Origin of the sequence: Bacillus cereus group sp. BfR-BA-01350, assembly GCF_022663775.1 — a bacterium.
Classification (GTDB): Bacteria; Bacillota; Bacilli; order Bacillales; family Bacillaceae_G; genus Bacillus_A; species Bacillus_A paranthracis.
The window spans coordinates 59,016-73,250 of the sequence record NZ_JAKUGD010000009.1 but is presented as its reverse complement, the minus strand read 5'-3'; the positions used below and the strand labels follow the sequence as shown (position 1 = coordinate 73,250).

The window sequence follows — 14,235 nt, the reverse complement described above, 5'->3', positions numbered from 1 at the left end:
AAAGGGAGAATACCATATGAATAACCCAGTCGTACTAGATTCGAAAACAGAATTAAATGAGCAAACAGCACAAGATGTTCGATTGCAACTTAGACAAGATGCGGATGTACAACGTATTTATAATGCGGTAGATATTAAAGATCAATTAGAATTAATTGAACTTGGAAAAGAACCTTCTATGGAAATTTCACGTTTTGCTGATCAAATTTTACATACGATGTCATTATCAAAGATAGAAGATTCTGGTGAATTATTAAAACAACTTGGTAAAATTATGGACCGATTTGATAGCAAAGACTTTGCGGAAGAGAAAAGCGGTTTCTTCTCACGTATGTTCAAAAAAGCGGATAAAATGATTGAACAAATCTTTAGCAAATATCAAACGATGGGCCGTGAAATTGATAAAGTGTATGTGGAAATTACGAAGTATCAAGATGAAATGAAAAAATCAATTGGTACGTTAGATGGTTTATATGAGCAAAACTTAAAATATTATTTAGACTTAGAAAAATACGTAGTAGCAGGAGAAATGTTATTAGAGCGTTTAAATACAGAGTTAGTTCCGATGTATGAAGAGCGTGTACGTAATAATGATCAATTAGCAGGTATTGAATTAGAATCGCTTAAAAACTCTGTTGAAATTTTAGAACAGCGTATTGATGATTTAGAAAAAGCACGTATGGTTGCGTTACTTACAGCACCACAAATTCGTATGATTCAACGTGGTAATAATAAATTAATTGGTAAAATCAATACAGCATTTATTACGACGATTCCTATCTTTAAAAATGGTATCATTCAGGCGGTAAATGCGAAGCGTCAAAAACTTGTTGCAGATTCTATGGCTGAGCTTGATCGTCGTACAAATGAATTACTTAAGAAAAATGCACAAAATATCGCAACGCAAAGTGTAGAAGTAGCGAGATTATCAGGTTCTTCTAGTATTAAGATGGAAACGCTTGAGGAAACTTGGAACATTATTTCAAGAGGTATGCAAGAAACACAACAAATTGAAGAGCAAAACAAGCGTGAGCGTGAAGAAAGCCGTAAGCGTATGGCTACATTAACAGAGAACATCAAAAAAGAATTGCAAGGATAAATGAAGAGGCAATGAGGATTAATCCTCATTGCCTTTTAGTTTTTCTTCACTAATTTAATGATTTCATTCATAACAAGCGGAATGATACTTAATAAGAGAACAAATCCCCAATCTCGCATCGTTAATGCATGCACACCGAATATATTTGCAAGGGGCGGGATGGAGATGATGCAAACTTGCATAAGAACACCGATAAGAAGGGAGAAGACTAAATATTTATTTGTAAAGATCCCAATTGAAAAGATCGATTTCGTTCTTGAACGCAAGTTAAATGAATGAACGAGCTGAGAAAAACTAAGAACGACAAATGCCATCGTTTGAGCGTGTAATAGAGCATCCTCATCAATTCGCTCTGGGAAAAGGGGGAATAAATTTGTATCTCCAGTATAGAACTTTGCTCCGGCGATAAAGGCTATTAGCGTTAAAAGTCCAATGACAACCCCATTGAAAATAAGGAAAGGAACGCTACCACTAAATAAGCTTTCTTTCGCATGTCGCGGTTTTTCCTTCATCACATCAGGATCTTCAGGATCAACCCCAAGTGATAATGCAGGCAGCGTATCTGTAATTAAATTTACCCACAAAATGTGAATAGGTCGTAGTGGTGTTGCCCAGCCGAGTAAAATGGCTAAAAATAAAGTGATAATTTCTCCGAAGTTACAAGAGAGTAGGAAGAGAATTGATTTTTTTATGTTACGATAAATGTTTCTACCTTCCTCAACAGCTTTCACGATAGATGAGAAATTATCATCTGTTAATACGACATCCGCTGCCCCTTTTGCAACGTCTGTTCCTGTAATGCCCATCGCTACGCCAACATCTGCTTGTTTTAAAGAGGGAGCGTCATTGACGCCATCACCGGTCATAGAAACGATATTGCCTTTTGCGCGTAATGCTTTTACGATCTTTACTTTATGTTCTGGAGAGACTCTAGCGAATACATGTAAGTGATCAATTTTGCTTGCTAGTTCTGTATCTGAAATGTTATCTAATTCAGTTCCAATCATCACTTCAGATGTTTCTTTAGCGATGCCAAGTTCTTTGGCAATTGCAAAGGCGGTATCTTTATGGTCACCAGTAATCATAACTGTACGAATACCAGCTTTTTTACATTCTGAAATTGAGTCTTTCACTTCAGTTCGCGGTGGATCAATCATACCGACAAGACCAATAAAGATGAGGTTTTCTTCAAGATGATCTATATCCACATCGCTTGAGTTGTATTGTTTAAATGCGAATGAAAGTACTCTTAAAGCTTCTTGAGACATTGCCCCGGCAGCTTTTAATATTTGATCTTTATCAGTATCTGTTAGAACCTCGACTTTACCGTTTTTAAATATGTGGGTACATCGAGGTAAGAGTTTATCGATAGCACCTTTTGTCATGCTATAGTAGCTTTCATCGTATGTATGTACAGTTGACATCATTTTACGATCTGAATCGAAAGGTAGCTCATTAACACGTTCATGTATTTTTTCTAAATGATCTTTTTGCATGTTAAAAGTGCTTCCGGCAACGAGAAGAGCAATTTCAGTCGGGTCTCCCGTTTGTGATTCATTGTTGTAAGACGCATCGTTACATAGCACCATATTTTCTAACAATAGACGTTGCACATCATTATTTACATTTAAATTTTCTAATTGATTGTATATGTTATCACTATAAAAGTGAGTAACGGTCATTTTATTTTGTGTTAACGTACCTGTTTTATCTGAACAAATAATTGTGACAGAACCGAGAGCTTCGACAGCTGGTAGTTTCCGAATGATAACATTTTGTTTAATCATACGTTGCACACCAATTGCAAGAACGATGGAAACGATAGCTGGCAAACCTTCTGGAATAGCTGCAACGGCTAAACTAATAGCTGTCATAAACATTTCTAGTGTATCTCGTCCTTGTAAAAGGCCGATGAGAAACATAACGATACAAATCGCTACAGCAACAAAGCCTAAATACTTTCCGACTTGTGCTAAGCTTTTTTGAAGTGGTGTCATATCATCGTCTGCTTCATGCAACAGGGTAGCAATCTTACCAATTTGTGAGTTCATTCCAGTTTCAACAGCAACACCGACGCCTCTTCCATATGTTACAAGGGTAGACATGAAGGCCATGTTTTTTTGATCACCGAGTGGTACTTGTTCATCACTTTGCATGGAAGGGTGGTAGATTGCCTCTTTATCAACAGGGACAGATTCACCAGTTAGAGCAGATTCTTCAACTTTTAAATTTGCGGTTTCGATAAGGCGTAAATCGCATGGGATATATCGTCCGGCGTCGAGCATAACGATATCACCTGGAACGACGTGCTCAGATGGAATTTCTTTTAGTTCACCATCTCGCTTGACGATAGCTTTAGGTGTCGCCATCTTTTTCAATGCCTCTAAAGCTTGTTCTGCTTTCGATTCTTGGACGACACCGATAACAGCATTTAAAACTACAACGAGCGCAATAATACTTGCATCAGCCCATTCACCTACAAAGGCTGAAATAAGGGCAGCAATAATAAGGACATATACGAGGACGTCATTAATTTGGGCGAAAATACGCTGCCATAAAGTGCGTTTTTGTTTTGTAGCTAATTCATTAAAACCGTATTGCTTTAAACGTTCACTTGCAATTTCTTCTGTTAAACCGTGTTGTTCATTTGTTTCTAAGTCAATTAATGTTTGGTCTTTCGTCTTACTGTACCAATTGCTCATAAGTAAGCACCTCCAGTAAAAACAGTTAGCAATGGTAGTGTTGCTATTATTTGTGAGTAGTATGTATGGAGAAAAAATCTAAGGTGAGGTTCTACTTCTATTGTACAATATTTTACAGTTGATTGAGGGAAAGAGAAGAGTTGTCATGAATTTGTTGGAAGTAAAAAAGAGCCTCATAAACGAGGCTCCTTTACTTTTTAATTAATGTACCTAATTCTTCTGTAATAGCTTGCATTTCACTAATGCTGAATGTTTCACGTTTCATAACATGCTCATAAATGTCACGTAAGTCTTCGTACATTTCTTCATTAAAGCTAGCAGCTCTCATCGCTCCAGCATTAACCATACGTAATTTTTCTTTAATAGCTTCAACCATATATTCAACGTTTTCTTCTGACTTTACGGATAAATCCACCGAAGTGTCCCCCTTTAAAATAACATAAGGCTATCTTAACATTTTTTATCATTTTCGTTAATGAATCTTTTCAACCCTATTAAATTAGTAGGGATTTCCTTTATATTCACTAATTGGTTGTTTATACTATAAGTATATATAAAGAAATGCACCAAGAAAGGAAGAAACAAAAATATGGTTCAAGTATTGTTTGTTTGTCTTGGGAACATTTGCCGTTCTCCGATGGCAGAAGCGATTTTTCGAGATCTTGTCGTAAAAGAGGGACTCGAAGAGAAAATTGTCATTGATTCTGCAGGAACTGGAGATTGGCATGTTGGCCATCCGCCACATAAAGGAACACAAAAAATTTTAAAAGAAAATGCAGTCACTTTTGAAGGAATTAAAGCAAGGCAAGTAGAAAAAGAAGACTTAACAAAGTTTGATTATATTATTGCCATGGACAACAAGAATATAGCAGATTTAAAAAGTTTAGGTAAAACTGGAGGCTATATTGGTAGGCTGTCCGATTTTGTTCCAGACGGTGGCTGGACAGACGTTCCCGACCCTTACTATACAGGGAATTTCCAAGAAGTATATGACCTTGTAACAGAAGGGTGTGCAAAGCTATTAGCTTTCATTCGAAAAGAACAAGGAATATGAGGAAGCTTAGAAAGAAATACTTTCTAACATAAGAAATGAAAGGGTGAAGGAATATGGCAAAGAAAAATAATATTGCTCGAAACATTGCGATTGGTGTAGCTGCAGGTGTAGCTGTATCTATGTTGAAGAAAGAAAACCGTGAAAAAGTAAAAAATACTGCAGAAAAAGCAAAAACAAAGATGATTGAAATTGGTGAAAATGCAAAAATCAAAGAAAAAGTGCAAACTGTTACAGATAAAGGACGCGAACTTGCTGATTTAAATGTAGTGAAAGCAAAAGTAGCAGAAATTAAAAAATTGACGCCGTCTGTTGTAGAGACGTTAAAAGAAACGAAAGAAATTTTTAGTAAGAAAAAGGTTGAGCCAGCAGAGAAGCCAGAAACGATTGAAATTCAAGCTGTTTCTCCAAAAGTAGATGAACTGAAAGCAGAAGAAGAGCCGGTAGTTGCTGAAGATGGCGGTATGAAAGAAGCGCGTGAACTATTTATGAAAGACTCCAATGTAGAGGAAAAAAAAACTGAAGCGTACATTGAGTTGAAGCAAGATAAAGAAGAGAAGAAAAGCGTTTAACCATATATGAGAAAAATTTTAGAAAAGGTGAGAAGAAATCGTACTTATTCGTTTGGTAAAGATTTATATGACCGAACGATGCGCGATGATGTAGCGGGCTTGGCAGCACAGCTCGCTTATTTCTTCTTACTTGCGATTTTTCCTGGGCTTGTTTTCTTAATTACGCTTCTTGGATTCATTGACCTTCAAACAGAAAGTGTGCTCAACTTATTAGAACCGTACGTACCCGAAGATGCAATGTCTTTAATTGAAGTAAACGTTGATAAAGTTGTAAATGAGCAAAATGGTGGTTTATTATCATTTGGTTTATTATCAATGTTATGGTTTGCTTCAAATGGTGTAAATGCGGTGATGAATGCTTTTAACCGTGCGTATGATGTAACGGAAACACGTTCTTTTATTAAAACGAGGGCGTTATCAATTGTATTTACATTAGCGATTATTTTTATGATTGTGTTTGCACTAATTGTTCCAGTGTTTGGACAAGTCATTGGGGCAGCTGTATTTAAAGCAATTGGTTTATCGGATAGTTTTTCTTACGTGTGGAGTATTACGCGTTTAGTAGCGAGTTTCTTCGTGTTATTTGCATTGTTTAGTTTTTTATATACATTTGCACCAGATCGAAAATTAAAAAGAAGAGAAGTCATTTCAGGAGCAACATTTGCTACTGTAGGATGGATTGTGGTATCGTACTCATTTGCTTATTATGTAGATAAGTTTGCGAATTACGCCAATACATATGGTGGTCTCGGTGGTATTATTATTTTAATGTTATGGTTTTACTTAACTGGATGGGTAATTTTACTTGGCGGTGAAATTAATGGTTTACTCCATCATTATAGGACGGGTGACAATAATTCCCGTAATGAAAAATGAGCTCTTGTTCCATAATAATAGGGAACAGGGGGGATATTTCATGAGTAATAATAAAAAGAATCACAACAATAAAAATAACAATAAACAAAAGAGTAGTTCGCATCCAAAGCATAAAACGAGTGGTAGTGCAAACGGGCATAATAGCTACCATTAGAAAAAACGGGTCCTCTAAGGGACCCGTTTTTATTTGTTTCCTTTTAATAATCGTAAGCCATTTAAAATAACAAGAATCGTACTTCCCTCATGCCCGATAACACCGAATGGAAGAGCTAAAAATTGCATGAAGTTTGAACAAATGAGCATTGCAATTACAGCTAGTGAAAAGATTACGTTTTGCTTTACAATACGGTTCATTCGTTTTGATAAACGAATTGCTTGCGAAAGTCGAGATAACTCGTTCTTCATAAGTACAACGTCTGCCGTTTCTAAAGCTACGTCTGTTCCTTCTCCCATCGCTACACCAATGCTAGCAGTAGCGAGTGCAGGGGCATCATTTATACCATCTCCGACCATTGCTACTGTCCCGTATTTTTCTTTTAGCTTTTTAATCGTTTCAACCTTTGTTTCTGGTAAGCAGGATGCGTAATATTCCTTTATATTACTTTCAGAGGCAATAGCTTTTGCTGTTTCTTCATTATCACCAGTAATCATAATTGCTTCGACACCGATACTTTGTAATTCGCGAATAGCAGCTATTGTTTCTTGGCGAAGTGTATCTTTTAAAGCGATAAGCCCAAGGATGCCACCCTCGTCACTAATATAAACGACAGTTTTACCTTCTTTTTCAAGTGAAGCAGAAATACCATTATGAAATGTCTTTGTTTTTTCACCGATAAAATCAGCTTTACCTATTTTATAAGCTTTGTTTTCGAATGTTCCTTTTAGCCCAAAACCAGTTACATCTTCAACGTTTTCTGGTTTTTTTAATGTAATGTCATACGCATGTTGTGCATACTTCACAATAGATTCAGCTAAAGGATGTGTAGAGTGACTTTCAATTGCTGCTGTAATAGAAAGTACTTCTTTTTCTGTCATATTTTCTCGAACATATACATCTGTTACAGTAGGTTTTCCTTCTGTTAATGTTCCCGTTTTATCAAAGGCAATTGCTTTTACGGAAGCGAGGCGTTCTAAATGTATGCCACCTTTAAAGAGAATTCCGTTTCTTGCGCCGTTAGAAATAGCAGATAACGTTGCTGGTGTAATGGCAGCAACGAGTGCACAAGGAGATGCGACTACAAGTAAGATCATAGCGCGATAAAACGTTTCATTCCAGCTCCAATCCAACAAGAAATGAGGGACGAACATCATAAGCGCAACAACGAGTAGTACACCTTTTACATATGTTCCTTCAAACTTTTCGATGAATAGTTGTGATGGTGATTTTTCACTTTGTGCACTTTGAACGAGACGAATAATCTTTTGGAATAATGTTTGATCGCTTGGCTTCGTAATTGTAACTTCGATAGCGCCGCGTAAATTTACAGTACCAGCAAATACTTCATCACCATATTTTTTTTCATTTGGAATAGGTTCACCAGTAATCGCTGCCTCATCGATATTTGTTTCACCGCTATGAATCGTACCGTCAGCAGGAACGCGCTCACCTGGCTTAATTAGAATAATGTCGTTAATTTGTAATCGTCCAACAGGAACACGTTCTTCAGTTCCATTTGAAATACGTAATGCTTCTTCCGGTTGTAAATCAAGAAGCGCTGAAATTTCTTTTTGACTTTTACTTAATGTATAAGATTCCATCGCACCGCTTAGTGCGAAGATAAAGATTAAAATGGCGCCTTCTGCCCAGTAGCCAATAATTGCAGCACCGATAGCAGCAAAGAGCATAAGCATTTCGACATTTAGCTCTTTCTCCTCAATTGTATCTTCAATACCTTCTTTTGCTTTTGCATATCCACCAACTATATAAGCAAGGATATAGCAAGTAATGCCTACATTCATTACATCGTTCTTTGTGAATAACCAACCAGCTAAAATGAAAATACCAGATGCGATTGCAAATATAAGTTCATAATGTTTCTTTAATGTATCCCATAAAGAGGGATGAGAAATAGACTTTTGTACTTGTAATGTTTTTACTTCTGAGTTCATTACTACTCGCTCCTTCCAAATTCTTATTGAGAAAAATAATCAAAATCGAAACCCCTATAAAACGACGAAAGCTGCCATCCATAATGGATAGCAGCATTTCTGTTGAAACTGATTTTAATAGTTATTATGTTGTAATTATTCTATAGTATAGCATATGTTTTCGTTAGATGATATGTTTTTTGTTTGTTTAGAAACTGAAAACTTGTGTTTTCTCAATTCCTTTGGTATATATGAATACTGTTCATAAAAAGGTCGGAAAGGAAGACAACAAGTGAAGACAGAGAAATTTTTTACCCATCCGATTGGCGTATTTATTGCTGCAATAGTAGCAACTTTTTTATGGGGAAGCGCATTTCCTTTTATTAAATTAAGTTATGCTGAACTTGGAATTCAGCCACAAGAAGTTGGAGAGCAAATATTATTTGCTGGCTATCGTTTCTTTTTATCTGGGGTTATGCTTTTATTCTTCTTTAAAGCGTTAGGAAAAGATATGAGCTTCAAAAAAGGAACGGGGAAGCAGTTAGTACAAATTGGCTTATTTCAAACATTTCTTCAATATATATGTTTTTATATTGGAATGAGTTATAGTTCTGGCATTGAAGGAGCTATCATTTCAGGAACATCATCATTCTTTCAAATTTTACTTGCGCACTTCTTATATAAAGACGATGCGCTCAATATGAAAAAAATAATTGGAGTCTCTATCGGATTTTGTGGTGTCGTTTTAGTAAATGTACCGAGTGATGGTAGTTTGTCATTCCATTTCGGAATTGGTAGTTTATTACTTCTGAGTGCAGCAATGTTATATTCATATGGGAACATATTGGCGAAAGAAGGTAGTAAAACGTTAGATGTCGGCTATATGACGGCATACCAAATGATTTTTGGTTCTATCGGACTATTATGTATAGGTGCTTTGCAAGTTGGAATTATGCCATTTACATTTAGTGTACATGCAATACTTATGCTTATCTACTTATCTTTCTTATCTGCAGCAGGATTTTGCATTTGGAATACAATTATGAAGTATAACAAGGTTGGAAAAGTATCCATGTACATGTTCTTTATACCCGTATTTGGTGTATTATTATCGAGCATGATTTTAGGCGAAGCAATTCATTCATTTGTACTATTCGGTTTAGCATGTGTAGCCGCGGGAATTATCGTGGTGAATCGTACGCCAGCTAAGCAGAAAATGGAGCAAGAAAAACAAGTAGCATAAATAACAGGAAAACGATTAAAAAAGAAGAACAGTACTGTTCTTCTTTTTTTATGTAGAAAAAGGATAATAGACTAGGTGTAACGAAAAAAGATACAAAAAGCATTTTATTGGGGAGAACATGTTATGAATCTACTTTACATGGTGTTAATTGCACAAATCATTCTTTTTCTAATTGGTGCAATGTACGCAATAGGGCAGACAAAAAAAACAAGAAATAATATGCCGTTACCTTTAGCAGTCCGTCTTATCCTTAGTTTTTCGTTAACAGCAAGTGCAATTTGGATATGGTTACAAGATCCATCAGTAGAGTATAGTACGTGGGTTGCACTAGGTATGACGTTATCAACTGTAGGAGATTTATTTATGGCAGGTTTAATTCCAATTGGTCACAGATTAATTGGAGGGATGATTACTTTCGCTCTCGCTCATTGTTTTTATGTAAAAGCATTTTTGCAAACAGGCATTTCATGGAATGGTTTTTGGATTGGTTTACTCGTATACGGACTCTTTCTCATTATAGGATGGTTCTTTTTTATTCGAAATGAGAAACAAGATAAATTGTTTACGATAGGGGCGCTAATTTACGGATTGTGGGTTGGAGGAATGGCTTGCTTTGCATTCGCCTTATACTATGAGAATACAGGAATATGGTGGATACCAGCTTTTGGTGGTTTACTATTTGTGATTTCTGATTTTATTATTGGCGTGACAGATATTGGAGGGCGCAAATTAAAGTATGAACCACTTTGGATTTGGTTTACATATGTAGCGGCTCAAATGTGTATTGTATATGTGGGAATATAAAAGGATACTCTCCAAATAGTAGACAGACTATTTGGAGAGTATCTTTTTTACTATTTTGCTTCAGCCAAATTTTACTGTCTATAAATAGTGAGGTACATATAAAATATGGTATATAAAAATAAGGATTTTATGAGGATGTTATTTTAAAGTTTTTAATATTATAATTTTATAATTCAGAATTTTATAGAAATTAAGTAGTTGAAGTCTTTATAATAAAAGTAAAAACATGATGAGATGGTGGAATGATGCAAAAGAAAAAACGTTTGCGTGAATTCTTTGGAACAATTGCAATTGCTTGTTTGCTCGTGTTTTTGGCGAAAATTTTCGTATTTTTTCCTACGACTGTAAAAGGGGCGTCTATGAAGCCAACGTTACAAGATGGGGATAAGGTGATTGTGAATAAGTTGGCAAAGCAATTTGAAAGTTATGGGAGAGAAGATATTATTGTTGTAAAGACAGATAATTTTTATGTGAAAAGGGTTATTGGTTTGCCTGGCGATGTTATTGAGGTGAGAAATGATCAATTATATGTGAATCATGAAGTGATAGAGGAAGCGTATTTGTATAGTAATAAAAAACAAGCTGAAAAAAAACTTATGAATTTAACGGAGGACTTTGGACCAATTACAGTTCCTAAAAACAAGATTTTTGTTATGGGAGATAATCGCTTAATAAGCAGAGATAGTAGAAATGGTTTAGGACTCATTGATAAAGCTGATGTATTAGGAGAATTAGCGGCAATTTATTATCCATTTGAACATATGAAAATAATGAATTAAAGTAAAAAACCAAGCAAATTTCAGTTTGCTTGGTTTTTTATCCCGCTTTAATGGGCAGTAAGACCCCCACCTCAAAATTCAGCGAAAGCAAGGAAGTTAGGTGGGGGGCGGGCTGCCCATAAAAGTCCGATTGGTGAGGGCTGATAATCAGCGGGGGATGAAGCCCCCACACTGATTAAAGTTTCACTTTATGTTAAATCGTAGGAGACTCATTAAATTCATAGACGTCTTCATTGTTTTTATGCGTACTTAAAACGAATTTGTGTTGCAATAGTTGCAGTTTAAAGAATGCTAACGGATCGTGATAAGTTTCTGGGTTGCTTCTTAACGTTGCTAATGTTTGCTCGTCTTCCTGTATTTCAAGTTGAGCGGCTTCTACATTTTGTTTCAGTATGCTAAGTGGATCTTTAAAGAACATCATGATATCTCGTTCTAATGCGCCTTCAAATACTTCAAATTGAAGGAAGAATTGTTTTGAAATCGTTTGAGCAATTTCCGTATAGTCTTCCGTTTCAATATATTGTTTATATTTGTTTGCAAGCATAGATTGATTTTTTTGCATGTTACCAAATAGTTTTCCTGCACTCTTTAAGAAAAATTGTGTCGGTGTAAAACGTAATAAAATATTGATATTCGATACTGTAATTCTATTGGTCATGCGTACAACATCTCGATGCCAATCATCTAGTAATTTGAAATCGCAAGGAAGTTTCATTCGTTCTTCTTTATATAATTTATTAAACGTTTCACTCATTTCATCTAAATAAGATTGAGCTTGAATAAATTCATTATGTGCTGTTTCAATCCACTCTTGAATAAACCCAGTAAATTTAGGGAGAAGCACTTGCTGTACATGTTTTTGAATTCGTTCGTTCATCGCAGTATTTAATTCTTCATGAACTAATTTGAAATCACTATCTTCTTGAACAAGGTCAGAGCAGCTCTGTAATAATTCAGGAATTTGAGAATGGATATCTCGTGTGATTTCTTCTTTCGTTAAAAGATAAGATTCTGTAATAGAACGAATTTTATCTTTTTCAAGAGCGGTAAGATTGTTAATAAATCCGTTTAGTTTTACTGAGATATGTTTATTCCAGCGTACTGATTTGACTAATGTATTTTCTAATTCCACACGTTCATTTACAAGGTATGCGATTGTCTTTTGAGTAAACCATATTAGTTTTTCGATACGTTCTTGTTCTATATCGCGTTCTGCTAGATTAGAAAGAATAGACTCTGTCACGTCCCCAAGTTGTTGGCTCCCCTCTTGTGAAGGAGAGTATGGGAAGAACTGCGCATTTGGGAAATGGACTTTCATCTTACTCATTAGTTTTTCATTCGTATCCGCACTATTTGTATGTAATACGAAATGAATTTGTAAGTTTGGTACTTGTTCACGTAAATAAAGTAATGTATCAAGTTCTTCACCATGTAACGATGAAGCAGAATTTAATACGTAAATAAGGCTATCTGCGGCTTGTAAGTATTCAAAATATGAGCTGTTTTTATCCACTTGTCCTCGAACAGATGGTGTAACAAGAAATGCAAATTTATTCTTTCTCAAAAATCTACTTGGTAATTTAATTTCTATACATTTTTTCTCAAGTTCTGATTGTTCAGGTGTAGTCATTATTTGATGGAATTCATCAAAGTTCGGTATATTGTGCACGTCTAACGCAGTGAATTCTGTTATTTCAGTTTGGCTATCATCTTTAAATAGAATAGGAGTTGTTATAGTTTCAGTTAAGATGTTCTCTCCTAATATTGAATTGACGAATGATAATTTATCATAGTCACTAGTTCCCGAAATTAGTAATTTTGTAACATTTAAATCACATAGTTCATGAACGAGTAACGTAAATTGATGACTTAAATCTACATCATTTTTTTCAGCCCATACAGCAATTGTTTCGAATAAATGAGAAACAGTTTCCATATTCACATTTGTTTCAGCTGTTGAATTAGAGAGTAGGGCTCCCGCACTTTTTACGAGTAATGACTCTAAAGTTGTAGGTGAAACTTCATTCCACGCTAACACTGCAGCAGAGACGAATAGGGCGTCTTTTGCTCTCGTTAAACTAAACCAATTTGTTAATAAGTCAGGTACAAGTCCTTGCATTTCATGCATGAAATGTTCACCAGTAATTAATTCAAAGTACGTATCTTGATAGCGTTCAACAATTTCATGCCAATCGTCATTGTTGTCTGTCTCAATATGTAAGAATAAATGATTGATTGTTTGAATCCAAGGTAGATGTGATTTTTCATTTTGATAGCTGTTCCAAAGAGCGATAACAAGTTCCTTAAATTGGACTTGATCAATTGCATATAAAGCTTTTAAAGATTCATAGAAATATTCTGGTTTGATTTGTTTCGTAAATCCTTGATTCACATAATTGATTAAAGTATCGAACCAGTGTAATGATTTTGTTCGAATTCCTTCTTGAACGGCAAGTTCGATGGCATTATTCCAATCTTCTTGTTTTTCATAGAACGAGCGAGCAATTGAAGTAATATTTGGATAGTCAGGTTGAAATGCAACAGCTTCACTAATCGTCTTAAATGCTAGACCTAAACGATCTTGTTCGATATAAAGAGAAAGAAGTTGTAAGGAAACTTCCATTGTAAGAGTTGTATCTTCCGTTTGGATAGATTGATACATTTCTTCTGCTTTTGGTAAGAATCCTAGTTCAAAATAAGCATCTGCAATATTTTTGGTTGCCCAAAGTGCAAGTTCGTTATTTACTTTTTCCCATTTAAATATCGCTGCTTCAAAGTCTTTATTTTGGTAATAAAATTCACCTTGAGCAAAGCGAATATTAGAAATGTTGGAGAATTCATTTGTAGATTCATTTATATATGCTTCACCGAGTACTTCTGATACTGGAGTAGAAGTTTCTTCTGTTAAAAATGTTTTATAGTAAACCTTTTGGATAAATTGATTTTCAATGGTCATGTTCGTTCCCCCTGTATAATTTAGAAAAATGATGTTGTATGTAAAGGGTGCATGTTCTTTTAATA

Annotated in this window: 11 protein-coding genes; 7 read left to right on the top strand and 4 right to left on the bottom strand. The window is 35.3% G+C overall.

What is annotated here, in order from left to right:
* Positions 1–16 precede the first annotated feature (16 nt).
* On the top strand, positions 17–1,099 hold the full coding sequence (locus MR147_RS19075) for a toxic anion resistance protein (protein WP_001064413.1): 1,083 nt from the start codon (positions 17–19) through the stop codon (positions 1,097–1,099).
* Between the two features lie 35 nt (positions 1,100–1,134).
* On the opposite strand, the gene MR147_RS19070 is transcribed toward MR147_RS19075, so the two are convergent.
* Positions 1,135–3,801, bottom strand: a complete 2,667-nt coding sequence (locus MR147_RS19070; protein WP_242304631.1) for a cation-translocating P-type ATPase — start codon at positions 3,799–3,801, stop codon at positions 1,135–1,137.
* Positions 3,802–3,991: 190 nt separating this feature from the next.
* Positions 3,992–4,216: a DUF1128 domain-containing protein gene (locus tag MR147_RS19065; protein WP_000366197.1), complete on the bottom strand. Its 225-nt coding sequence runs from the start codon at positions 4,214–4,216 to the stop codon at positions 3,992–3,994.
* Positions 4,217–4,390: 174 nt separating this feature from the next.
* Between MR147_RS19065 and MR147_RS19060 the strand changes: the two genes are divergently transcribed.
* From MR147_RS19060 to MR147_RS19050, 3 genes are read left to right on the top strand one after another with little or no spacing between them, the layout of a single operon-like run.
* On the top strand, positions 4,391–4,855 hold the full coding sequence (locus MR147_RS19060; protein ID WP_000250909.1) for a low molecular weight protein-tyrosine-phosphatase: 465 nt from the start codon (positions 4,391–4,393) through the stop codon (positions 4,853–4,855).
* Positions 4,856–4,908: 53 nt separating this feature from the next.
* Positions 4,909–5,424: a DUF4075 domain-containing protein gene (locus MR147_RS19055; RefSeq protein WP_001085393.1), complete on the top strand. Its 516-nt coding sequence runs from the start codon at positions 4,909–4,911 to the stop codon at positions 5,422–5,424.
* Between the two features lie 6 nt (positions 5,425–5,430).
* Positions 5,431–6,300: a YihY/virulence factor BrkB family protein gene (locus tag MR147_RS19050; RefSeq protein ID WP_001226530.1), complete on the top strand. Its 870-nt coding sequence runs from the start codon at positions 5,431–5,433 to the stop codon at positions 6,298–6,300.
* A 183-nt stretch (positions 6,301–6,483) separates the two neighbouring features.
* Here the strand turns inward: MR147_RS19050 and MR147_RS19045 are convergent, their stop codons facing one another.
* A complete protein-coding gene (locus MR147_RS19045) occupies positions 6,484–8,409 on the bottom strand; it encodes a heavy metal translocating P-type ATPase (protein ID WP_074608181.1) in 1,926 nt (641 codons plus the stop codon).
* Between the two features lie 271 nt (positions 8,410–8,680).
* Here MR147_RS19045 and MR147_RS19040 point away from each other — a divergent pair, with 271 nt between their 5' ends.
* The 3 genes from MR147_RS19040 (at position 8,681) to lepB (ending at position 11,214) form a co-directional block, all read left to right on the top strand.
* Positions 8,681–9,631, top strand: coding sequence for a DMT family transporter (locus MR147_RS19040; RefSeq protein ID WP_074608183.1), 951 nt, complete (start codon positions 8,681–8,683; stop codon positions 9,629–9,631).
* 123 nt (positions 9,632–9,754) lie between these two features.
* Positions 9,755–10,435, top strand: a complete 681-nt coding sequence (locus tag MR147_RS19035) for a lysoplasmalogenase (protein WP_071728781.1) — start codon at positions 9,755–9,757, stop codon at positions 10,433–10,435.
* A gap of 242 nt (positions 10,436–10,677) precedes the next feature.
* On the top strand, positions 10,678–11,214 hold the full coding sequence (lepB, locus tag MR147_RS19030; RefSeq protein ID WP_000983296.1) for a signal peptidase I: 537 nt from the start codon (positions 10,678–10,680) through the stop codon (positions 11,212–11,214).
* A 193-nt stretch (positions 11,215–11,407) separates the two neighbouring features.
* On the opposite strand, the gene MR147_RS19025 is transcribed toward lepB, so the two are convergent.
* Complete coding sequence (locus tag MR147_RS19025) at positions 11,408–14,170, bottom strand: tetratricopeptide repeat protein (protein WP_242304630.1); 2,763 nt, start codon at positions 14,168–14,170, stop codon at positions 11,408–11,410.
* Between the last annotated feature and the right edge of the window lie 65 nt (positions 14,171–14,235).

Excerpts from the sequence above, each read along its gene's own strand:
- MR147_RS19050 (WP_001226530.1), top strand. The coding sequence starts at position 5,431 with ATGAGAAAAATTTTAGAAAAGGTGAGAAGAAATCGTACTTATTCGTTT.
- MR147_RS19060 (WP_000250909.1), top strand. The coding sequence starts at position 4,391 with ATGGTTCAAGTATTGTTTGTTTGTCTTGGGAACATTTGCCGTTCTCCG.
- MR147_RS19075 (WP_001064413.1), top strand. The coding sequence starts at position 17 with ATGAATAACCCAGTCGTACTAGATTCGAAAACAGAATTAAATGAGCAA.
- MR147_RS19035 (WP_071728781.1), top strand. The coding sequence starts at position 9,755 with ATGAATCTACTTTACATGGTGTTAATTGCACAAATCATTCTTTTTCTA.
- lepB (WP_000983296.1), top strand. The coding sequence starts at position 10,678 with ATGATGCAAAAGAAAAAACGTTTGCGTGAATTCTTTGGAACAATTGCA.
- MR147_RS19025 (WP_242304630.1), bottom strand. The coding sequence starts at position 14,170 with ATGACCATTGAAAATCAATTTATCCAAAAGGTTTACTATAAAACATTT.
- MR147_RS19055 (WP_001085393.1), top strand. The coding sequence starts at position 4,909 with ATGGCAAAGAAAAATAATATTGCTCGAAACATTGCGATTGGTGTAGCT.
- MR147_RS19045 (WP_074608181.1), bottom strand. The coding sequence starts at position 8,409 with ATGAACTCAGAAGTAAAAACATTACAAGTACAAAAGTCTATTTCTCAT.
- MR147_RS19070 (WP_242304631.1), bottom strand. The coding sequence starts at position 3,801 with ATGAGCAATTGGTACAGTAAGACGAAAGACCAAACATTAATTGACTTA.